Source organism: Rhizobium hidalgonense (assembly GCF_002914525.1).
Lineage (GTDB): Bacteria > Pseudomonadota > Alphaproteobacteria > Rhizobiales > Rhizobiaceae > Rhizobium > Rhizobium hidalgonense.
The window spans coordinates 1-20,550 of sequence record NZ_LODW01000065.1 but is presented as its reverse complement, the minus strand read 5'-3'; the positions used below and the strand labels follow the sequence as shown (position 1 = coordinate 20,550).

Genomic DNA, 20,550 nt, shown 5'->3' with positions numbered 1-20,550 from the left:
TGCTGGAAACGCTAGGTTAATTCGTCCTCGGGGTACTGCATTAGGTACTGACAGAGGACCGGACAGTGAAGACAATCATCTTGAAATATTTGTCGAAGACACCCAGCGGCAGCTTTGAGTACCGCCGCCAAGTCCCGACCGCCCTGAGAGAACGTATTGGCAAATACGAGTTCAAGAAGGTCTTGGGGCTCACCGAATCGTCAGCCATTAAGGCGTGGCCGGGTTATCACGACGTTGTCGAGAGGCAGCTAGCTGCGGCGAAGCTACCAGCGGCCGCTGCGCCCACAATGGAATGCGTCAGAACAGCTCTGGACGACTGGCGCGAAGCAGTGGCTCGATTGAAGGCACTTGGCGTCGATCCCACCGGGCCCTTGCACACCAGTTACAATGCGGCGGTGGACGTCTTCCCCGAATTAACCTCAGCCGACGCGCTTGCTGAGAGCTGGCAGGTTCGCGACAAGATCGACAGCCTAGCCTACGGAATGTTAACCGGCAGCGGTAACGTCACACCACCACAAGCAAGCTTCGTGGATGCCGCACGACTTTATGTGGAAACCAAGGTTACTGGAGATCCTGGGGAGCAGCGAAAACGGCTGCGGGTGGAGCGCGTAACCCATTTCGTGAAGACAGCATTAGGTAAGGACCCGAAACTCTCTGAACTCACGCGTGTTCATGCTCGCGAAGTAGTCGCTGAGATGTTGAGCTCGGGTGCAAAGCCAACCACCGTGGACCGCTATTGCAACGACATTCGCGCCATCATCGAATTTGGTATCAGGGAATTTGAGCTGGAGCGGTTGGCCATAAATGCATTTAAGAACCTTGATATCAAGGGTCTCAAGGCCGCCGAGAAAGCCGACCGTGATGAGCGCGACCCCTTCACCGCGAAGCAGCTCACGGCCACACGATCGTACGTCCTTGGGCATGCTGGCGCAGACCTTCGGCTAGTCTGGCGCTTGCTTGAAGGGAGCGGCCTGCGTGTCAGCGAGGCGACTGGGCTGGAGATTAGGGACGTAGTGTTGGACGGTGACCTGCCGCACCTTGTGATTCGCTTCAACGGAATCCGGCGTTTGAAGAACAAAGCTTCGCGGCGTCAGGTGCCTCTCGTTGGAGACGCTCTCGCGGCAGCAAAGGAAGCCCTAGAGCTGGCTCCCGATACCACTGCTACCGAAGCCCCGCTGTTTGCCAAGTACGGTCGGAGGGGCGGCGGGGATGCAGCAAGCGCCGCTCTCATGAAGAGCGTCAGAAAGGTCGTGACGGACCCAAAGGTGGTCGTGCACAGTCTCAGGCATAACATGCAGGATCGCATGATCCGCGCTGGAGTAGACGAGCATGAGCGAAAGCTGATCCTCGGGCATGCAGTGACTGGCGAGGCCAATCGCTACGGTTCCGATGAAGCTCGCTTGGTGGCGACATCGAAAGCTATGAAGCTGTCGTTCGGGGAGAACTGACACCTGGGCGCTGGTGATACTGGACAGTCAATCTTGTAAAGAACGGAATGAGCTGCCCTAAACGCACAGGCACGACAAAGGACGAACTATGCCTGCGGTGCGTTCAGCGGAACCCGCCGTAGAAACAGCGAAAATTTCTCAGCCACCATCATAGAGAACGGCAGCTGGGGTTGTCCCCCGGGGTACCCACCCTTTTCGAGACAGGGGCGGGCTCAGTCATTCGTTGCCAGTCGGTTTGAATACGCTTGGATTTGCTGCCCGTCGATCGGCTATCAATCAGCAATGATCCGATCTATAACGGTCTTCATTCCCAGCGGTTGATGACCAGCGTCGCGCATTTGGGATGTGATCAGGTTCCTGAACACCTCGTATGCAATCCCCGACGCCCATTTCCCGGCGTACCTCTTCAGAATGTCCCGTCCCCTGAATGACTTGATCCATTCACCACTGGCCAGATGTTCCTCATATTTTCTCCGAAGTTCCGCCTCTTTGGCAGACAAAGATGCTGAGCTAAGTGAATCAGCTGTGGCGGACTGCAGACGTTGAAGCGATCGCTCAACTGCTTGCGACAAAGCCATGCCAAGATTGCCAGCCTTTGGGTCGGTTCCTGTGTTGATGGCCCGCACCATCGTAGTGTTAGCGAACTCTGCTAACTCGTGGCGGATCAGTTCTGGCATGCCTTCACGAGCGCACTCACGTAGATCGTCAGTAATCTGTGCCTCGCTCGAAACATTGGAATACCCAAGGGATTCTAAGACCTTGGCAATGAACCGAGGTTCTATGAAATAGTTCTCCACGTGGTACACGTCCCAAGAAAAGGAACGCACTCGTTCGTTCTGATTGATCGCGGTGTCCGAGTCTCGGTCGGTTATCGCAAAGAATTTGAAAGGCAACTGAGCTTTCTCTGTCGCTTTCTCCAATACCTCCTGAAGAGCTTGCACCCTCGCCTTGTTGCTACCGGATACAAGGTTTGCATGTTCAAGTAGCTCAGGAAACAACTTCCCTGTTATGTTCTGGTCGAAATCGGAATCGCCGCCGCCTTCAAAGATCACTACTTTTCCGCTCGGGCGATATGCAGCTAAGTCGCCGACGAGATCAATCAACGCTAAGTCCAAGTCCGCATTTACTGACAACGGCTTCAACTGGGTTTCACCATCCGGCACGTTCCCACAGGGCAGCATGTGGAAGACGTTGTAACCTTCTCTACCAACAACTTCTCGAAGGAGAGCATCGCTGTGAGTTACAAGCCAAATCTGGTTGTCCAGAGCTATTCCGAGGTTTTTTTGGTAGAAACCCGGCAGTCCACGGATCAGCCTCGGATTGAGATGTAGCTCCGGCTCATCCAAGAGAATGATTGAATGCTGAGGAGCAGAGTTGCGTATGCGTAGGTACCCATACAGGATCTCCTTCTCACCCGCGCTCAATTCGTCGAGGTCGTGGATATTGCCGCCCGAGGTTCTGACTGGAAAAGTGAGTCTCCCGTCCTCGGTGGGCTGAGGACCGAGGAACGTCTTTTCGGGAAAGAAAGTCTCGAATAACTCTTTAAGCGTATTTGTCAGAGTGGATTGCGCGGCTCTTGGTATCCCCGCTTGCTCAGATAGAATCTCACGGATGTACGAAGTCGCCATCTCAGCTTTAACATTCATGTACTTAGCAGAGTAGTTGTAAAGCGCTGATTGGCTATGCTGCTGCTCATTAGAGCCAAGGTTTAGGTTGACCCCCTGTACGAGTTCGCGGCCATAGTGACGTTGCGCACCGTGGTAATCGATCACGCCGATGTCTCGCGGTCTGAAAGTACTGAATATCGCCTCAAGCGCGACCGAGGGCATTATATGCGGCACTCCACCAACAGGAATGGTGCATTCAGCGTGTAGTAACGGTTGAGCGAGTTCTGTGACCAAAGCAGCGTGTGCTGCCTCCACACGGCCCTTAACTTCAGACTCTCTATCCCTGAATTGAGCGGCAAAGGGCGCCATTCGCATTCCGCCCCAAGCGTAAGCCTCCGGTATGAGCATCCGCCAAGTCGCTTCAGTTAGAAGGTCATGCGCATTCGTCTGAATGTAAGCTCTCTCCTCGGCGGAGAGCCTAAAGCCGCAAGAGATTGATAGTGGTCGCGTAGCATCGTTGAACATAGACGCGAAATCGCTAGCCCTGTTCGTCATCTGTATTTGGAACTCGCCCAGCCACTGCTGCCACTCGTTTTGCTGGTACCCTCCATAAACAGACTTCAACAGCCGAACTGCGTCGAATATACACGACTTTCCTGATCCGTTTTGCCCAGCAACGATCACCATTGTACCGAGATTCGAGAGCTCAACTTCTTTAATTCCGCGGAAGTTGATAACTTTCAACTGGTCGATTTTCATAGGACCTTCACTGTATATTAGCCGGTTTGGGTAATTCTCGAATCGCAATTTATGCGACTCATATTGTCACGCATTTCCCAGACTAACCAACGTAGGTTGTTCCGCGTTCTGTCCACGACGACTTTATCAACAATTTCGCGAAGTGAGGTCATCGTGAAGGTATCTACCATAACGGATTGGCGTCTTTGTCTTCTGCCAAACTGCGCCCCTAGAGCGCTCGCTGTCGCGCGTTCATAGTTTCCGATTTGGGAGAGGAGCTCGATTGAACGAGTTCTCCGGCTAAAGAGCCACCGTATTGCGGCGTGTCCACAGCGGTATACGGCAGTGTACATCCGTCTGGAGGGTTGGCGGCATGTCCACAAGGGTTGACATTGCCTTATGGACATCTCATGTCTGTGTACATAGCCACAATGGACAGGATGCACGACAATGACGAAGACAGTTCTGTATGCCCGCGTTTCGACCGCTGATCAGACCGTAGACCACCAGAAGACGGCAGCAGAGGCCAAGGGATACGTCTTCGATGAGGTGGTCACCGATGATGGCGTCTCGGGCAGCGTATCGCTGAAGGACAGACCACAGGGCAAACGCCTGCTTGATCTGCTACGCCGAGGTGACACCTTGGTTGTCCGGTGGGTCGATCGTCTTGGCCGCGATTACAACGACGTGACGGACACCATCCGCGATTTCATGCGCAGGGGCGTGATCATCAAGACCATCATCAACGACATGGAGTTCGACGGGTCGCGCACTGACCCCATGGGGATGGCCCTCAGAGACGCTATGATGACATTCATGGCTGGCATGGCACAGGCGCAGCTTGAGGCTACCAAGGACGCCCAGAGGATTGGGATTGCTCACGCGCAGACCAAAGAGCCTGAGAAGTTCCTCGGGCGCAAGCCGACCTTCGATGGCGACCAGCTTGTCGAGGTCATGCGCCTGCTTGGCCTCGGCACCAGCAACAGTGAGATTGCCAGAAAGACTGGACTGGTGCGGCAGACCATCATTCGCATCAAAGCCGACCCTGCCAAGGCCGCTCAGCAGGTGGCATCTTGGGAGCAAGCCGAGGAGTTGCGGAAGTCACCAAAGAAGCGGAGAGGATAGCTCACGCGTCGCCAGGGCCCTGCGAACATTGTGGGTGAGTCAGACTTGGAGGAGGGTATAAATCGGTAATCGGTGCGTCTCTCCGGCTCTTAGGAGCGGAACATTGTTCAAGAGGCAACAGGCACGGGTTGCAGGGTGGCGGAAGAGGTGGCCGCTTGGGTGCTGCGGCCAGGTGGTTTGATTTGCCTTCATTCTCCGCACTAATATTTTCCCAATTTGGGGCCACATATTCTCCCACGCCAACCTCAGACACCCTGAATTCCCTCGTTCCCACACCAGATCCGCATCTACTCAAGTCATTGTTATTGCTATCTCTTTATCGTTTTCCCTTGACGGGTGTGATTGATAGCGTCATATGTATGCCGCCTAGCGGTCTGGGGACACCACCCCGGCGCAGGGGAAGCGGAAGCGCCCCGTATAGCGGAACTAAAGCACCAAATCGGGAGCGGTCATTGGCCGCAAGCAGTGGCAAGGCAGACGGCAGTGGCCCGAATGTTGAACCGAGCGGTGAGGGATTGGCCGGGAAGCAAACCCGCGTCCCCTGACGACACCACCGAACCTACGGGTCACTCTACCGACACCGAGCGGCACAGCCGCCACCTTCGTAACGAGACACCACCAAGCCTACGGGCGACACATCACATCATCGATACTGCTCAACTAAGTCCTGCTCCCGTGCCTCAGGGTCCCGGTACGGTCAGCCATGCAGCGGGTACTGCATGAACAGGGGTTCTATCCTCTGCCAAGACCCATTCCTAAAGATTGAGAACACACGCACATATGAGAACTTGCAAGGCTGGCGGATGCTCCGCTCAGGTCAACGGCTACAGTGCACTCTGCGAACAACATAAGCGGACGAAAGCTCGCCACGGTCACCCTCTCCAGACCGGCGTGAAGAAATCCGACCTCAAACCCTACATCAAAGAAATCGACAGCTATTTGAACACCGTCTCGGCGACCAACGCCTACGAGTCGATGAACGACATCTGGGCTCGCACCGTCGCTGCGGCGAAGGCCCACATCAGGACTACAGAACGTGGCGTTGCAGCCAACGTGCACGAGCTTCAGGCATCCAAGGCAATCGTCTCTCTGTCCGAAGAGACCGACAGCATCACCATAGCCAAGCTCCTCATGGCAATGGGCTACTGGCACGAGGATGACCACAGGCGTTGGAAGTACGACAACGGGTTCCGTTTCCAGACCGTACGCATGTTGCTGCGCCTGAACCCTCGTGAGGCCGCGTACAACTGGTCCATGAACGGGATGACGCGCAGCGTCTACCGAGAGGTGCCTCCGAGGACCATAGCGGCTCTCTGGTCGATTATCGAAACCAGCAAGCTTACAGCCTACGGCGTGGAAATTGCGAGGCGCAAGGCGAAAGCCCTGGAGGCTGCTCGACAGAAGGTCAGGACCGAGCGGGACGCGATCCTTGGACCAGAGCTGAGCGGGGACGCAGCTTGAACACGCCTGCCACCAAAGACACCAGCAAGCCCGTGGACAGGCCATTCAGCCCGTGGCGCTTCGCTAGGACCGAGGCGTCAAAGGCGCTGATCACGGAAGCCATTGCGGAAGTTGAGCGCTACGAAGAGTGCGGCGGGCACCGCACCCGTAGGCGAAAGCAACATGACCAAGAAACCTTCGAGCTTACAGTGGAAGCCATCCTATGTGACCTGATGCATCACGCCCTCTACAGGCGTCCAGATGCGATCTACGTGACCCGGTCACATGCCGTGCTTGGAGGCCGGAACCGATACCGTCCACGGGTATACGGTAAGACCTTCCCCGATGTTCTTAACAGGCTGGCCGCTCCAGAACTTGGGTGGATAGTCCAAGAGATTGGCGACAGCGATTGGCGGCAAGATGCGCGGCGCACGTCCATCCGTCCCGGTCCGAAGCTATTTGCACGTCTGGACACCGGGGGGATCACCTTCGCCGACCTCGGGCTAGCTTGCGTGGCAGAACCCATCATCCTGAAGAGCGAGAAGGCGGACTTCTGGGACGAAGCACAGGTTATCGACTACCACGATACGGAGGAGACGAGCCTCTTTCGGCGAGAGATGCGGGACATCAACGATTGGCTGCGGTCTGCCGACATCGACTACGGGACCTACAAGACTGACAGCAGCCCCGTTCCCGACACCAGCGACCGAGACTTGCGCCGCATCTTCACTCGGGGACGGTTCGAAAGCGGCGGTCGTCTCTTTGGTGGCTTCTGGCAGGGGATGAGCAAGGAAAGCCGGTTTGACCGCCTTGTCATCGACGGCGAGGCAATAGTCGAGCTGGACTACGCTCAGATGGGACCAAGGCAGCTCTACGGCATGGCGGGTGCGGTTCCGGCTGCATCCGACCTCTACGCCATCCCCGGCTTTGAGGAGCATCGAAAGGGTATCAAGGTCGTCTTCAGTTCGATGGTCTTCCGCGAAACTCCCATGAGGAAGATGCTGCGGGGGTCTGTGGGGAACTTTCCTAAAGGCACTCACATATCCGAAATCACCGAAGCCATCATCCGCCACCATCCCGCGATAGCACACCTCTTCTTCACCGGAGTTGGGCATCATGTTCAACGTCAAGAGAGCCAGATCATGGTCGACATCCTGCTGAGCTTGAAATCTCATGGGATCGTTGCCCTGCCCGTACACGACGCGATCCTTGTGGCATCTTCCAATGCGATGGTGGCCAAGCAGGTGATGGGTGATGTCTTCTCACACCATGTCGGCTTACCTGGACTGGTCGATGTGTCTTCGACGTACGTAGGTTGATCTCGGTCTACCATAGTTGGGGGCCCCCTGATGGGGAGGGCCCTTACACCTTCGACACCAATGGCTACCAATGCTTACCTTCGTAACCCTTATTATCAACCATGGTACTACTCATAGGAGGACCCGTAAGAGGACATGACCGAACGCGACACCCCTTACCCTCACATCATCATCGACCCGAAACGCCAGCGCTACCTCAAGTGGAAGCTCTCTAGGGAGCGAGCAACGTTGAAGGGATAGCCAGTTCGATTGCCTTCCTCGAAACCGGTAAGTTCAAGACTATCGAACAGCTTGCGGTCGCGATGAAGCTTACAATCCCACAGGTGAAATGGAGGCTAAGCAAGGGTCGGGAACGTGGTTTCATTACCAACGAGTTCTACCAGTCATTTGTAGAATACCCCAGATACCGACCGGACCGTCCCCTCCCCAAATGGGATATTATTTGAGGAGGTGTCAGCGCAATGCCATCCACAGCGATACGAAGATAAATACGATAGCTAGCAGCATTTCGAGGATATTGAATACAATATCGACCTTGATCTTCAGTGGTCCAAGTTCGACTTCACTGGCATCTATCCCCTCATCAAGTAGAAACGCCTTCTTGACCGACCCGAACCATTTATCGGCCGTCGGCTCATCCTGCGTCTTCATATTCGAGGCGATGTAACCGAGCAGGTGCATGACTTCCGATCTCTCGGTCTCGTCCGTCATCTTGATCTTGATGACAAGCAAACAGACCGCAAGCACCTTGAAAGGCGCCGGGATAGTGAACAGCGCCAGCAGGAACGGCAATAGATAGAACGATCGCGCAACTATCTGCCTGACAACAAAGGCCGTCTGCATGAGTTTCCCTTCATTCGGGCTATTGGTGCAGGATTCTTGAGAAAGGTGACGATTCACTTGGAGCCAATGATGCTTGGTCTTTTCCCTAGCCCTTTCTGTCAACCTCCTCGATCGCCCGCATGAGCTCGTCGGTGGTCGGACGTCGTCCTCCGGGGGGAGTAACCAAATCTTTGACATTTGAAATCAGGTTCTCCAGCTCTTGAGCCCCAGGTTGGCTCACTACGTTTCGCTGCCATTCGGCGCGGTATTCGTCATACCACCTGTCGAAAGTCCGAGACGTAGGTCGCTTCCTGGCCGGTTCTCTGGCAATGATTTCCAAGAGCGAGGCGGCTTCTTGATGAGACGGACGAAATGCGAGCGGGGTCCACTCATCACCTTTCAAATTAAACTCAACGTACTTGCTATCCGGCAGAACCCGGTAACGTGAGATGTCCCGATCCTCGCCGTCAAGTCGGGATAGGATACTGCGGATCAATAGGGACGGCCCAGCGAATGCCTGAAGAAAATTCCAACCTTGAGCCATCACGCAGTGCCCCTCAACAACTTGCCAATGTAAATACTTAGGTAGATGACGGAAAGAGGGCCCGCAACATCCCTTACCGAAAGACCTGTGTATACGAGGCGCTCGCTGGTGCAGAGGTCGCCCGCGTTAGACCGCACATCTCAAACAACGGCCACGTCGGCGTCAATGCCCCGATGCGTACGAACCAGATCACCCCGCCATTACAGACCGCTGCATTTCCTCACAGCGACTCACTTGACGCGCTTCCGTAGTTGGAAGGGCAATGACCCTAGCCGCCGTTAAAGCGCACGCAGGCGTCTCTGCTGGCCTCAATGGAGGCGTGGATGATCTGAGTAAATGCTCGCACTACCGGACTTCTCAGGACGTGAGCTGAGCGCAACGGGCTGGATCAAGTAGGCACCGCTCGGGTACTGTTGCAATGCTTGTCGGGGTACTGTATCCCTCAAGCTGTCGGAGCGACGAGTTATCTCAAAGCGTTGACATAGCAGGTGAATTTATCCGGAATGCGATGGTTCGATAATGGCCAGAGAGACCGGCATGGGGCACCAGCCTTCGCTCTGCCGAGCTTCGGCTCGGCGAGCCGAAGAGAGCAGCTAAGCGGAGGCTGTCGCGCCGTAGTTCCGTCAGGAACGTAGGCGGACCGAACAATGCTCCGATTAGCTGCACCACCCAACCTACTTGTTCTTCAACAGCCACATCTTGCCGGCCATGGTGATGCCGTAGACGTCTTTCGTGCCATCGTCATCCAGATGCCGGCGCTCGAGGAAACCCGGCTCCTTCAGCTCGCCCAGCGTCTTGGCGGTGACCGATTTGATTTTCTGCGGCCGTTCTTTCCAACGGTCGTTCTTTGCATAAGTCACTGTCGCGTTCTGATGCGTCCATTTATTGGCTGGCTGAGGGTAAAGGTCTCCATCCCTGGCGAGTTTCAGTGCGGCAATCTGGGACGGCGTAAGTTCAATCATCGTGGAAAATCCTGTGCAGGCGGTGTTTGCGCTGGGAGCGCGCTTCTACCAAAGGCGTGCTCATAACACCGACGGACGAGTTTCACCACTGCATTGAGGTATCAGCGCCATGAAAGACGAAAACCCGGCTCTTTGAACCGGGCTCCGTCTTTGTTGGGGATTTTTCATTAATCGCAACGCCGGACCGTTTTGGTCACTTCGCCTTCGTCGGTCTGGCGGGTAACGCTTCTGGTTTCGCAGCCATTGTCGCGATAGCGGCGGTGGTCACGTTCGCGCACCGCACCGAAAGTGACGCCACGCTCGCTGATGGTGATGCCGGGCCGTACTCGTTCATGACGATAGCCATCATCGTAGGAACGTTCCCTGACATAGACGCTGTCGGCGAGAACAGGCGCTGCAAACGAGCAGGCGGCAAGGGCCGCCACAGTATAGTTCAGGATGATCTTCCGCATGTCGTTTCTCCTTTCTTGATGAAAGGGCAACGAGACAAGACGGAACTGGTTCCAACATCGCCAACCGCCCGGTCCTACCGCCGACGACGGCAGACGATCATCTGCGCCTTACCGGCCAGACTGAGAACAAGCAGCGCCGGCCACCCAAATCACCTGTTTAATTTTGCTCGCGCTTCGTCCAAAGTGGCCGCCGCCAAACAAGAGAGAGCAGACGTGCATCAGGAAGTAGGACTCATAGCGACGGTCGCCGTCAGTTTCGTTTTCGCAGCGATTCTCGGCTATGGTGCCGATCGGCTGCGGCTGCCGCCGCTCGTCGGCTACCTCTTGGCCGGAATCCTGATGGGGCCGTTCACGCCCGGCTTCGTCGCCGATACCGCCCTTGCCGGCCAGCTCGCCGAAATGGGCGTCATCCTGCTGATGTTCGGCGTCGGCCTGCATTTTTCCGCCTCCGACCTGCTCGCCGTGCGGGGCATCGCCGTGCCGGGCGCGATCGGACGCATCATCCTCGCCACCCTGTTGGGCATCGGCCTTTGCAAACTCTGGGGCTGGAGCCTCGGGGCCGGCATCGTCCTCGGCCTCAGCCTGTCGGTGGCAAGCACCGTCGTTCTGCTGAAGGCGCTGGAGGAGCGCAATCTCGTCAATGCGCCAAGCGGACGCGTCGCCGTCGGCTGGCTGATCGTCGAGGATCTGGTGATGGTGCTGGCTCTGGTGCTGCTGCCGGCGCTCGCCGAGCTTCTCGGCGGCAACGCCGCCGCCACCACCAACCACGGCCTCGGCGAGCTTTCCCTGGCGCTGACGATCGGCCTGACGCTGTTGAAGGTGGTGGCCTTCGCGGCCATGGCGATCTTCCTCGGCCCGCGCATCGTGCCCTGGCTGCTGACGATGATCGCCCGCACCGGCTCGCGTGAGCTCTTTACCCTGACGGTGCTGGCGATTGCGCTCGGCATCGCCTTCGGTTCGGCGGCGATCTTCGGGGTTTCCTTCGCGCTCGGCGCCTTTTTTGCCGGCGTCGTCATGAGCGAATCCCAGCTCAGCCACAGGGCGGCGGCCGATTCGCTACCGCTGCAGAACGCCTTCTCCGTGCTGTTCTTCGTCTCCGTCGGCATGCTCTTCGACCCATCGATCCTGGTGCGCCAGCCGCTGGCGGTGATCGGCGCGCTGGCGCTCGTCATCCTCGGCAAGGGCATCATCACCTTCGCGCTCGTCATCCTGCTGCGATATCCGATCAGCCTGGGGCTGACATTGGCCGGTGGCCTCGCCCAGATCGGCGAATTTTCCTTCATCCTCGCTGGCCTCGGCGTGTCGCTCGGGCTTCTGCCGCATGAGGGCCAGGATCTGATCCTGGCCGCCGCAATCCTGTCGATCACGCTCAACCCGATCGTTATTCTCGCGACCGACGGATTGAAGAAATACGCCCATTCGACATGGCCCTCGCTGTTCGAAAACTACGGCAGAAAGAGGCAGAAGGCGCTCGGCAAGGAACTGGAAAAGATCAGGGCGCTGGGCGAGGAGCGCGAGCGCCAGCATCAGTTGAAGATGCAGCAGCTGATCGAAACCTTCCCGCTGTTCTCTCAGGTCAGCGAGGACGCCCAGGAGGAGTTGCTGCTGCTCTTCAAGGCGAAGTCCGCTCCACCCGGCGAACGCGTCATTCGCCGCGGCGACCGCGGCGACAGCATGTATTTCATCTCGTCCGGAGCGGTGGAGGTGCGGCTCGCCAGCGGCGCAATCCGCCTGGAACCTGGCGCCTTCTTCGGCGAAATGGCGCTTCTCACCGGCGGACGACGCACCGCCGATGTCATTGCCGTCGATTTCTGCCAGTTCGAAGTGCTCGAGCGGCGCGACTTCAACATGTTCATGTCACACCATCCCAATCTACGCGCCGCCGTCAGCGAGATGGCCCAGAAGCGCACGGAGATGAACGTCCTGCGTCAGCAATGGGAAAAGTCGATGGATCTGTCCTGAATCGCAAACAGCAGCGGGATTAAATCCCCCGCTGCTGACCGGCTGCGGTGAAAGTCTCAGCGCGCCGGCCAATAGCCATCGGAGCGGAAATCCTCGGGGATCGGGTCGAGCCGCGACAAGGCTTCTGCGGCGAAATCGATCTGTAGCGACAGGTGCTTGAGAGCCGCCAGCATCGGCCTGCCTGTCGCAAACTCCCGGATACGCGACGGATGATAGCCGCTTTCGCTGAGCCGCCGTGCCGCCTCCCGGCGCACATCGTCCGGGCTCGGCCTGCCGCTCTCTTCGGCCTGGACAGTCATTTCCACAGCCCGCCCAAGGCCGCCTTCGATCACTTTGAACATTCTTTTGCCACCCTGCACGTCGACCCAATTCAGCTGGAGCATGATGTCATGAGAAAACCGCCCACACTTTTCGGCATCATGCTCTGACAGCTTGCCGCAGAATGGCCGATTCGCAATCACGTGAAATCTTGGGAGAGGCGTCGAGGCCCCCCATCACGAAAATTTTTGGATGGCGGTGGCATGAAGGACACGGGCGAGCATTTACAGCGCCGCGCACGGCCCCTAAAGCTTTTTGCACCGCAACAGGAAGGAAACGGAATGCTCCGCAGACTTTACGACTGGACCATGTCTCTTGCCGCGCGCAAATCGGCCGAAGTCTGGCTCGCCGTCATCGCCTTCGTCGAAAGCTCCGTCTTTCTCGTCCCCGCCGATGTGCTCTTCCTGCCGATGGCGCTTGCCAAGCCGGAGCGCTCCTATCGCTACGCGCTGATTGCGACCGTCGCCTCCGTGCTCGGGGGCATCGCCGGCTGGGCGCTCGGCTTTTATGCCTATGAGACGGTGGCGCGACCGGTTCTCGAATTCTACGGCAAGCTCGAAGCCTTCGAACAGATGAAGGCCTACGTCACCTACGAATGGATCCTGCTGCTGCTGGTCACCTCGGGTCTTGCACATCTGCCGCCGATCAAGATCGTGACCATCCTGTCCGGCGTCATCCATGTCAACCTGGGCCTTTTCATCGTTTCGGCGATTGTTGCGCGCGGCGCGCGTTTCCTGTTCCTCGCCTGGCTGTTGCGCCGTTTCGGCGAGCCGATCCGGGATTTCATCGAGAAGCGCCTCGGCCAGATCGTCGGCATCGGTGCGGGTGCCGTGATCGTGCTATACGTCGGCTACCGCTCTTTCGCTCACTAAGCCTACTTTGCGGAGTTCCGCCATGACTGCCACTTCCTCACCGCTCGCCCGCCCCGGCTTTGTCTATTCCATATTGCTCGCCATCGGCATGGCGGCGGCGGTCGGCACGGCGCTCGGTTTCCAATATATCGGCGGCTATATTCCCTGCGCGCTCTGCCTGCTGCAGCGCCAGCCTTATTATTACGCCATCCCGATCGCGATCCTGGCCGCCATCTCCGAGCTCGTCGGCCTGCCGAACTGGATCACCCGCGCACTCATTCTCGCCGCCGGAATGCTGATGCTGGTCACAGCGGGCATGGGCGTCTATCACGCCGGCGTCGAATGGCATTTCTGGCCCGGTCCGGCCACCTGCTCGACGACGGCAAGCAGCATGACGAGCAATGCCGGCGATCTGCTCACCGAGCTCAACACGATCAAGGGCCCGTCCTGCACCGATGCGGCGCTCCGGGTGCTCGGCCTGTCTTTTGCGGGCTGGAACGTGATTGCGGGAGTTCTGCTCGCAGCCTTCGCCTTTGCAGGCGTTCGCAAAGCCGCCTAAGGCGACGCGATCAGGGCTGCAGTTCGGTATCCCAGTAGAGATAGTCGAGCCAGCTGTCATGCAGATAGTTCGGCGGGAACAGCCGGCCATTATTGTGCAGATCCTGCACCGTCGGCTGATAGGGCTTCTGCGACGGGAACATGCTTGCCTGCTTGGGAAGCTTGCTGCCCTTGCGCAGATTGCAAGGCGAACAGGCCGCCACGACATTCTCCCAGGTCGTCTCGCCGCCATGGGCGCGCGGGATGACGTGGTCGAAAGTCAGGTCGTCATGGGCGCCGCAATACTGGCATTCGAACCGGTCACGCAGGAAGACGTTGAACCGGGTGAAAGCCGGATTGCGAGACGGCTGAACGTAAGTCTTCAGGCATACGACGCTCGGAAGCCGCATCGAAAAGCTCGGCGAAGAAACCGAATGCTCATATTCTGCGATAATGTTCACACGGTCGAGAAATACCGCCTTGATCGCGTCCTGCCAGGACCACAGCGACAAGGGGTAATAACTCAGTGGCCGGTAGTCAGCGTTCAGAACGAGCGCTGGCAGGGCCTGGGGGGAGACTGCAATCGTCAAGGGACTCTCCTGATCGATTCGGCATCTGCACCTGTATATTAGGCCGGTTGTTACAGGATTGTGAAGTCCAATAAATTCAGAGGATAAAGGCAATTTGAAGAGTAACGCCGATCAGCCGGTCGGCACCATGTCGCGGCGCGTTTTCACTGCGTAATAAGCCCAGAAAAGCCGCGCCGCCACCGAGCGCCATGGCGACCAGGCTTGCGCAAGCGCGGCAAGCGCCTTTGCTTCAGGCCGTGCCGCGAGACCGAATGCCGCACCGACGGCATTCTGCAGCGCGACGTCGCCAGCCGGAAACACATCGGCATGGCCGCCGCAGAACATCAGATAGACCTCCGCCGTCCACGGACCGACGCCCTTCAGCGCCGTCAATGCGCCAAGCGCTTCATTAGGCGGCTTCAGGCAGAGCCCGGAAAGATCGAGGCGGCCGGAGGCAACGGCTTCGGCGATCCGCGACAGGGTTTCGGCCTTGGCGCGCGACAGCCCGAATTCGCGCCAGGCCTCGGCGTGAAGCAGCACGTAGCCTTCCGCGGTCAGCAGGCCGTCTGCCGGCAGCATGCGCCGCCAGATCGCCTCGGCGCTGGCGCGCGATACCATCTGCGAGACGATGATATGGGCAAGGCCGGCAAAACCGGGTTCGCGCAGCCGCAACGGAAGGGGTCCGATATCCCCAGCGATCGGCGCGAGGCGCGGATCGAGGCCGAGCAGCGCCTCCAGCCCCCGCCTGAGGTCGTCGTCGTTGCGGATGATCTGCACATTGCCTCCCAGTGGTTCGAAACTCAAATCCATGGCAGAAGAAAGCATGATCACGAGTGAGCGTCAAAAACCTGTATTTCGTTTTGCGCCGAGCCCGAACGGACAGCTGCATCTCGGCCATGCCCTCTCGGCCCTCTTGAACCATGACATGGCGGAGGCCGCGCATGGCCGCCTTCTGCTGCGCATCGAGGACATCGACCAGGCGCGCTGCACGCCCGAGTTCGAGGCCGGCATCCTCAGGGATCTCGACTGGCTTGATATCAGCTGGGAAAGTTCGGTGCGGCGCCAGTCGGAACATTTCCCCGAATATCAGGCGGCGCTGCATGCGCTGATCGAGCGCGGCCTGGTCTATCCAGCCTTCCTGACCCGCGGCGAAGTGAAGGCGCGTGTCGCCGCCTATGAGGCGGCCGGTCAATCCTGGCCGCGCGATCCCGACGGCACGCCGCATTATCCCGCGACCGATCGCGAGCGCCCGGAAGAGGAATGGCGGGACATGCTGGCCTCGGGGAAGAAACATGCCTGGCGGCTCGATATGCGCAAGGCGCTCGCGCTGATCGGCGAGTTGCTGTTCTGGACGGAAACCGGCGACGGCAGATCGGGCGAGATCGCCGCCGAGCCCGAAGTCTGGGGCGATGTCATCCTGTCGCGCTCGGATGCCCCGTCGAGCTATCATCTGTCGGTGGTCGTCGACGATGCGTTGCAGGGCGTCAGCCATGTCGTACGCGGCTTCGACCTCTTCCCGGCGACATCAGTCCACCGGCTGCTGCAGGTGCTGCTCGACTTGCCCCAGCCCGTCTATCACCATCATCGTCTCATTCTCGATGCGAGCGGCCGCAAACTTTCGAAAAGCGAAGGCGACAGCGGGCTTGACGAATTGCGCGCCCGTGGCCTGTCAGCGGCCGATATTCGCCGCCTTGTCGGGCTCTGACCGCCTTTCGACCCGCTCTCTGCCGACGATCGAAAGCGTGTGGGAGAACATCCGGAAGACGCGAAATTTGATCAGCGCCGCATTGATCTCCGCTCCGATGATGAAGATGACGCCGACCATGTAGAGGAAGATTAGCACGATCATGACGGAGGCGAGACCGGCATAGGTGGCGGTATAATTGGCGAAGGTCGCCAGATAGTAGGCAAAGATCAGCGCCCCGGCGAGCCAAAGCAGCAGGGTCAGCAGCACGCCCGGAATGACGTCGAAGACCCGCCGCTTGCCGGCCGGCAGCCAGAGATGCATGACCAGCAGCCCGACGGTCAGAACCACAAGCGTGCCGTAGATGCGCCAGCTGAAGACGACGTCGAGCGTATCGGCAAACAGTGGAAGCCACTTCCTGGCATAGTCGAGAGCCAATGGCACGGCCACCAGCAGGATGCTGATCGCGGCAAAGATGATGACCGCAATCAGCACGTAGCCGAGGCTGGCGAGGCGGGTGAAATACCATGGTCGCGTTTCCTGCACCCGGTAGGCACGATTGAGCGAGATGCGCAGCGCCTCGACACCGTTCGAGGCGAAGTAGGCAGCCGCCAGCACCGAGATCGTCAGCAGCCCGCCGCGCTGAATGGTCAGCACCTGCAACACCTGGTCGGCGAGCGGCTTGGCGATCGCCTCCGGCCAGGTATCGAAGATCAGATGGATGGCGGTAGAGGAGAACTGATCGGCGCCGAGAAAGCTTGCCAATGCCGTGCCGAAGATCAGGAAGGGGAAAACCGCAAGCAGGCTCGACAGCGCGACGTGGCTCGCCATGGCAAAGCCGTCATCCTCGACCATGTGACAGATCGCGTCATAGACCACGTCGTAGATCGTGCGCAGCGCCTTCGGCATTCCGTCCCCGGCTTTCCAGATTGTATCCTCTGGCCGAATATGGGAAACGAGTCCCATTTTGTACAGGAATCATTCCATGGCGGAAGAGCGCACCATCGTCGTCACCGGATGCTCGTCCGGCATCGGCGCTCACTGCGCGCGGGCGCTGAAAGCCGATGGCTGGCGCGTCTTCGCAACGGTGCGCAAACCGGAAGATTTGGCGGGGCTGGAAGCCGACGGCATTGAAGCCTTGCTGATGGACTATGCGAGGACCGAAACGATTTCCGAGCTGGTCGGCGCTGTTCTCGAACGCAGCGGTGGCCGCATCGACGCGCTCTTCAACAATGGCGCCTATGGCCAGCCGGGCGCCGTCGAGGATCTTTCGACATCAGCGCTACGCGCCCAATTCGAGGCGAATTTCTTCGGCTGGCATGAACTGACGCGGCAGGTAATCCCGGCGATGCGCAAACGCAAAGAGGGCCGGATCGTGCAATGCTCGTCCATCCTCGGTGTCGTGCCCTATCGCTATCGCGGCGCCTATACCGCATCCAAATTCGCGCTCGAAGGCCTCAGCATCACGCTGCGCATGGAGTTGCAGGGTAGCGGCATCCATGTGAGCCTGATCGAGCCGGGACCGATCGCCACCCGTTTCACCGCCAATGCGCTCGCCAAGATCAAGGAGCATATCGACGTCCGGAATTCGCCGCACGCGGCCGACTATGTCAGGCAACTGGCAAGGCTCGACGGATCGGGGCCGGTCAACCGCCACAAGCTTGGCCCGGAAGCGGTCTATTCGGTATTGAAGCACGCATTGAACTCGCAAAATCCAAGGCCACATTATCCTGTAACGACACCGGCTAAACAGGGCATGGTCCTGAAGCGGTTGCTTCCGGCAGACCTCTTCTACCGCCTGATGCGCTGGACGGACTGAGAAAGCTGAATGCCATGTCCACGGTCACCTATATCCTCGCGATCATCGTCATGGGCTGCGTTGCCCTGGTCCTGATCCGCGGCCTCTTCAACATGATGAAGGGCGGCGACGCCAACCGTTCCAATAAGCTGATGCAGCTTCGCGTCCTATTACAGGCAATCGCCGTCATCCTGATCATGATCACACTCTGGATCACCGGGGGCGGCCGGCCGACTTGAGAAGATCGTGGAGTGGGGATTCCGAAGATGGGCACGAATGGCAATGACAGAGGCGAGGCGATGCCGGATGAGGTGTCTCTCCAGGCAGCGTCAAGTTTGGCGAAAAAGCCAACCCCACTCTCCGTCATCCCAGGCCTTGAGCCGAGGATCCATGCCTTGGCTGCTGGTGGGCGCCGTGTGGATGCTCGGGTCAAGCCCGCGGTTGCCCGGTTCGTACCAATGGCTGCCCCTCACCCTAACCCTCTCCCCGTTCTGACGGGGAGAGGGGACGTGCCCTCCGAGATGTCGTCGAGGAGCGGAGAGGGTGCGGCATCTTCCCTTCTCCCCGTAAACACGGGGAGAAGGTGGCGGCAGCCGGATGAGGGGCCGGCCTCGCCGATCTCCTGCCTTGCGAAAGCCCTCCCGCCTATGGACGGTGCGACATGGTGAAACTCAACAAAATCTACACCAAAACCGGCGACGACGGCACGACCGGTCTGGTTTCCGGCCCGCCCAGGACAAAGGACGACCTGCGCGTCGAAGCCTATGGCACGATCGACGAGGCCAATTCTGCGATCGGCCTGGCGCGGCTGCACACATCAGGCTTGCCCGAGCTCGACGCCATGCTGATGTCGATCCAGAACGACCTCTTTGACCTCGGCGCCGATCTCGCCACGCCTGATACCGGTGAGACGCTGGCCTACGAGCCGCTGCGGATCGTCGAGACCCAGGTGGACCGCGTCGAGCACGACATCGATCAGTTGAACGCCGATCTCGAGCCGCTGAAATCCTTCATCCTGCCGGGCGGCAGCCCCGCTGCCGCACATCTGCATCTGGCTCGCACGATTGCCCGGCGCGCTGAACGTCTGATGGTGGCGCTTGCCCGCATCGACGGCGAAATCGTCAGCGAGCCGGCAAGGAAATACGTCAACCGGCTCTCCGATTTCCTCTTCGTCGCCGCGCGACATGCAAATAACCGGGGCCAAGCGGATGTGCTTTGGGTTCCCGGAAAAAACAGATAGGTTCGCCGTGACGACGATCGCCGGGGGGCCTTTATGTTCATACCACTTCACGACGCCAATACGCTGAAACACATCAAGGTCCAGTGGGTGACGCTCTTGCTGATCGCCCTGAACGTCGCAATCTGGCTGTTGACCAGCCTGGAAAGCGAGCATGCAGCCCAGGCAACGACGGTCGGGCTCGGCTATATCCCGGCGATCGCCTTTGGCGACGCGGTGCTGGCGCAAGGGCTGGAAATCGTGCCGGAGCCGCTGACCTACCTCACCTATGCCTTCGTCCATTCCGGCTTCTGGCATCTCGCCGGCAACATGATCTTCCTCTGGGTCTTCGGCGACAATGTCGAGGACGCCATGGGACATCTGCGCTTCCTGATTTTCTACCTCGCCTGCGCAGCCGCCGGCGCGCTCTGCCACGGCCTGCTGGCCATGACGTCGCAAGCGCCGCTGGTCGGCGCTTCGGGGGCGATTTCCGGTGTGGTTGCCGCCTATGTCTTGCTGCATCCGCGCGTCAGGGTCTGGGTTCTGGTGTTCTTCCGCCTGCCGCTGCCGCTACCGGCCTTCGTGCCGCTGCTTTTGTGGATCGGCCAGCAGTTCTTCATGCTGGCAATCGCACCCGACGGCGACGTTTCCTGGGGCGCGCATGTCGGCGGCATCCTTGCCGGCGCTCTTCTGATTCTGGTGTTGCGCCGACCAGGTGTGCCGCTCTTCGACAGGGAGATCGTCACGCCCCGCGCCGTCAGAAGCGATGCCGGCACCGGTCCGGCCATCACCGCCGACGCAGCCGGGCGGAACGCACAACGTCTTCCCTGGGGGCGGCGTCGACAAGAATATTGACGTGAACGTAAACGTCCATATATTGCCCGGCAAATCGCCCGCCTGCGGCATGGAAGCGTTGTATTTGGAGGAAAAGCGCGTATCCATGTCGCCATTCGACAATCGAAATGGCGCGCGAGGGCGCATTTTCGCTGAAGCCAATTTCCCTGAAGGAAGGACCCCATGAAGATTCTCGTCCCAGTCAAACGGGTTGTCGACTACAACGTGAAGATCCGGGTGAAGCCGGATGGTTCCGGTGTCGAGCTTGCCAATGTGAAGATGTCGATGAACCCGTTCGACGAGATCTCGGTGGAAGAGGCGCTG

Annotated in this window: 20 protein-coding genes and 1 pseudogene; 13 read left to right on the top strand and 8 right to left on the bottom strand. The window is 58.8% G+C overall.

The window, feature by feature from the left end; all coding sequences use genetic code 11:
* Nucleotides 1–65: 65 nt before the first annotated feature.
* Nucleotides 66–1,448 (top strand): site-specific integrase, encoded by a 1,383-nt coding sequence (locus tag ATY29_RS21190; protein WP_103671212.1) that lies wholly within the window; start codon nt 66–68, stop codon nt 1,446–1,448.
* A 272-nt stretch (nt 1,449–1,720) separates the two neighbouring features.
* Here the strand turns inward: ATY29_RS21190 and ATY29_RS21185 are convergent, their stop codons facing one another.
* Nucleotides 1,721–3,814 carry an AAA family ATPase gene (locus ATY29_RS21185; RefSeq protein WP_097537250.1) on the bottom strand — a complete coding sequence of 698 codons (2,094 nt, stop codon included), beginning with the start codon at nt 3,812–3,814 and terminating at the stop codon, nt 1,721–1,723.
* Nucleotides 3,815–4,243: 429 nt separating this feature from the next.
* On the opposite strand from ATY29_RS21185, the gene ATY29_RS21180 reads away from it, so the two are divergent.
* The 3 genes from ATY29_RS21180 to ATY29_RS21170 all read left to right on the top strand — a co-directional run bounded on the left by ATY29_RS21180 (nt 4,244) and on the right by ATY29_RS21170 (nt 7,677).
* On the top strand, nt 4,244–4,918 hold the full coding sequence (locus tag ATY29_RS21180; protein ID WP_088686542.1) for a recombinase family protein: 675 nt from the start codon (nt 4,244–4,246) through the stop codon (nt 4,916–4,918).
* Nucleotides 4,919–5,809: 891 nt separating this feature from the next.
* Nucleotides 5,810–6,379 carry a hypothetical protein gene (locus tag ATY29_RS21175; protein WP_133118204.1) on the top strand — a complete coding sequence of 190 codons (570 nt, stop codon included), beginning with the start codon at nt 5,810–5,812 and terminating at the stop codon, nt 6,377–6,379.
* A complete protein-coding gene (locus ATY29_RS21170; RefSeq protein WP_097537248.1) occupies nt 6,376–7,677 on the top strand; it encodes a hypothetical protein in 1,302 nt (433 codons plus the stop codon). Before ATY29_RS21175 ends, ATY29_RS21170 begins: the two co-directional genes overlap by 4 nt.
* A 453-nt stretch (nt 7,678–8,130) precedes the next feature.
* Here ATY29_RS21170 and ATY29_RS21165 read toward each other — a convergent pair whose 3' ends face one another.
* The 3 genes from ATY29_RS21165 to ATY29_RS21150 form a co-directional block, all read right to left on the bottom strand.
* On the bottom strand, nt 8,131–8,520 hold the full coding sequence (locus ATY29_RS21165; protein ID WP_097537247.1) for a hypothetical protein: 390 nt from the start codon (nt 8,518–8,520) through the stop codon (nt 8,131–8,133).
* Between the two features lie 1,197 nt (nt 8,521–9,717).
* Complete coding sequence (locus ATY29_RS21155; RefSeq protein WP_003567023.1) at nt 9,718–10,005, bottom strand: hypothetical protein; 288 nt, start codon at nt 10,003–10,005, stop codon at nt 9,718–9,720.
* Between the two features lie 167 nt (nt 10,006–10,172).
* Nucleotides 10,173–10,457 carry a hypothetical protein gene (locus ATY29_RS21150; RefSeq protein ID WP_003567024.1) on the bottom strand — a complete coding sequence of 95 codons (285 nt, stop codon included), beginning with the start codon at nt 10,455–10,457 and terminating at the stop codon, nt 10,173–10,175.
* A 213-nt stretch (nt 10,458–10,670) separates the two neighbouring features.
* Here ATY29_RS21150 and ATY29_RS21145 point away from each other — a divergent pair, with 213 nt between their 5' ends.
* On the top strand, nt 10,671–12,419 hold the full coding sequence (locus ATY29_RS21145; protein ID WP_097537245.1) for a cation:proton antiporter domain-containing protein: 1,749 nt from the start codon (nt 10,671–10,673) through the stop codon (nt 12,417–12,419).
* A 56-nt stretch (nt 12,420–12,475) separates the two neighbouring features.
* Here the strand turns inward: ATY29_RS21145 and ATY29_RS21140 are convergent, their stop codons facing one another.
* Nucleotides 12,476–12,760, bottom strand: a complete 285-nt coding sequence (locus ATY29_RS21140; RefSeq protein ID WP_173883749.1) for a hypothetical protein — start codon at nt 12,758–12,760, stop codon at nt 12,476–12,478.
* Nucleotides 12,761–13,018: 258 nt separating this feature from the next.
* Here ATY29_RS21140 and ATY29_RS21135 point away from each other — a divergent pair, with 258 nt between their 5' ends.
* Both ATY29_RS21135 and ATY29_RS21130 read left to right on the top strand, forming a co-directional pair.
* On the top strand, nt 13,019–13,609 hold the full coding sequence (locus ATY29_RS21135; RefSeq protein ID WP_003567027.1) for a YqaA family protein: 591 nt from the start codon (nt 13,019–13,021) through the stop codon (nt 13,607–13,609).
* A gap of 22 nt (nt 13,610–13,631) precedes the next feature.
* Nucleotides 13,632–14,147 (top strand): disulfide bond formation protein B, encoded by a 516-nt coding sequence (locus ATY29_RS21130; RefSeq protein WP_097537243.1) that lies wholly within the window; start codon nt 13,632–13,634, stop codon nt 14,145–14,147.
* A 10-nt stretch (nt 14,148–14,157) separates the two neighbouring features.
* Here the strand turns inward: ATY29_RS21130 and ATY29_RS21125 are convergent, their stop codons facing one another.
* Nucleotides 14,158–14,715: an HNH endonuclease gene (locus ATY29_RS21125; RefSeq protein WP_097537242.1), complete on the bottom strand. Its 558-nt coding sequence runs from the start codon at nt 14,713–14,715 to the stop codon at nt 14,158–14,160.
* 111 nt (nt 14,716–14,826) lie between these two features.
* Nucleotides 14,827–15,519: a DNA-3-methyladenine glycosylase family protein gene (locus ATY29_RS21120; protein ID WP_097537241.1), complete on the bottom strand. Its 693-nt coding sequence runs from the start codon at nt 15,517–15,519 to the stop codon at nt 14,827–14,829.
* Between ATY29_RS21120 and gluQRS the strand changes: the two genes are divergently transcribed.
* On the top strand, nt 15,518–16,399 hold the full coding sequence (gene gluQRS / locus ATY29_RS21115) for a tRNA glutamyl-Q(34) synthetase GluQRS (RefSeq protein ID WP_097537240.1): 882 nt from the start codon (nt 15,518–15,520) through the stop codon (nt 16,397–16,399). The two genes, ATY29_RS21120 and gluQRS, sit on opposite strands and share 2 nt — an antisense overlap.
* Here gluQRS and ATY29_RS21110 read toward each other — a convergent pair.
* The gene (locus ATY29_RS21110) at nt 16,364–17,287 is read right to left on the bottom strand and encodes a YihY/virulence factor BrkB family protein (RefSeq protein ID WP_097537239.1); all 924 of its coding nucleotides are present in this window, start codon (nt 17,285–17,287) and stop codon (nt 16,364–16,366) included. The genes gluQRS and ATY29_RS21110 overlap by 36 nt on opposite strands.
* 76 nt (nt 17,288–17,363) lie before the next feature.
* On the opposite strand from ATY29_RS21110, the gene ATY29_RS21105 reads away from it, so the two are divergent.
* The 5 genes and pseudogenes from ATY29_RS21105 to ATY29_RS21080 all read left to right on the top strand — a co-directional run.
* Nucleotides 17,364–18,197, top strand: coding sequence for an SDR family oxidoreductase (locus ATY29_RS21105; RefSeq protein WP_003567033.1), 834 nt, complete (start codon nt 17,364–17,366; stop codon nt 18,195–18,197).
* Between the two features lie 14 nt (nt 18,198–18,211).
* Entirely contained in the window at nt 18,212–18,415 is a 204-nt protein-coding gene (locus ATY29_RS21100) for a twin transmembrane helix small protein (protein WP_003567034.1), read from the top strand.
* Between the two features lie 422 nt (nt 18,416–18,837).
* Complete coding sequence (locus ATY29_RS21095; RefSeq protein ID WP_097537237.1) at nt 18,838–19,416, top strand: cob(I)yrinic acid a,c-diamide adenosyltransferase; 579 nt, start codon at nt 18,838–18,840, stop codon at nt 19,414–19,416.
* A 33-nt stretch (nt 19,417–19,449) separates the two neighbouring features.
* On the top strand, nt 19,450–20,247 hold the full coding sequence (locus ATY29_RS21090) for a rhomboid family intramembrane serine protease (RefSeq protein WP_097537236.1): 798 nt from the start codon (nt 19,450–19,452) through the stop codon (nt 20,245–20,247).
* A 162-nt stretch (nt 20,248–20,409) separates the two neighbouring features.
* A pseudogene (locus tag ATY29_RS21080) lies at nt 20,410–20,550 on the top strand (electron transfer flavoprotein subunit beta/FixA family protein); the annotation flags it as partial.

Bases quoted from the DNA above. Each gene is read 5' to 3' on its own strand.
- ATY29_RS21095 (WP_097537237.1), top strand. From the start codon at position 18,838: ATGGTGAAACTCAACAAAATCTACACCAAAACCGGCGACGACGGCACG.
- ATY29_RS21150 (WP_003567024.1), bottom strand. From the start codon at position 10,457: ATGCGGAAGATCATCCTGAACTATACTGTGGCGGCCCTTGCCGCCTGC.
- ATY29_RS21105 (WP_003567033.1), top strand. From the start codon at position 17,364: ATGGCGGAAGAGCGCACCATCGTCGTCACCGGATGCTCGTCCGGCATC.
- ATY29_RS21180 (WP_088686542.1), top strand. From the start codon at position 4,244: ATGACGAAGACAGTTCTGTATGCCCGCGTTTCGACCGCTGATCAGACC.
- ATY29_RS21185 (WP_097537250.1), bottom strand. From the start codon at position 3,814: ATGAAAATCGACCAGTTGAAAGTTATCAACTTCCGCGGAATTAAAGAA.
- ATY29_RS21120 (WP_097537241.1), bottom strand. From the start codon at position 15,519: ATGCTTTCTTCTGCCATGGATTTGAGTTTCGAACCACTGGGAGGCAAT.
- ATY29_RS21155 (WP_003567023.1), bottom strand. From the start codon at position 10,005: ATGATTGAACTTACGCCGTCCCAGATTGCCGCACTGAAACTCGCCAGG.
- ATY29_RS21110 (WP_097537239.1), bottom strand. From the start codon at position 17,287: ATGCCGAAGGCGCTGCGCACGATCTACGACGTGGTCTATGACGCGATC.
- ATY29_RS21135 (WP_003567027.1), top strand. From the start codon at position 13,019: ATGCTCCGCAGACTTTACGACTGGACCATGTCTCTTGCCGCGCGCAAA.
- gluQRS (WP_097537240.1), top strand. From the start codon at position 15,518: ATGATCACGAGTGAGCGTCAAAAACCTGTATTTCGTTTTGCGCCGAGC.
- ATY29_RS21130 (WP_097537243.1), top strand. From the start codon at position 13,632: ATGACTGCCACTTCCTCACCGCTCGCCCGCCCCGGCTTTGTCTATTCC.
- ATY29_RS21140 (WP_173883749.1), bottom strand. From the start codon at position 12,760: ATGTTCAAAGTGATCGAAGGCGGCCTTGGGCGGGCTGTGGAAATGACT.
- ATY29_RS21090 (WP_097537236.1), top strand. From the start codon at position 19,450: ATGTTCATACCACTTCACGACGCCAATACGCTGAAACACATCAAGGTC.
- ATY29_RS21165 (WP_097537247.1), bottom strand. From the start codon at position 8,520: ATGCAGACGGCCTTTGTTGTCAGGCAGATAGTTGCGCGATCGTTCTAT.
- ATY29_RS21100 (WP_003567034.1), top strand. From the start codon at position 18,212: ATGTCCACGGTCACCTATATCCTCGCGATCATCGTCATGGGCTGCGTT.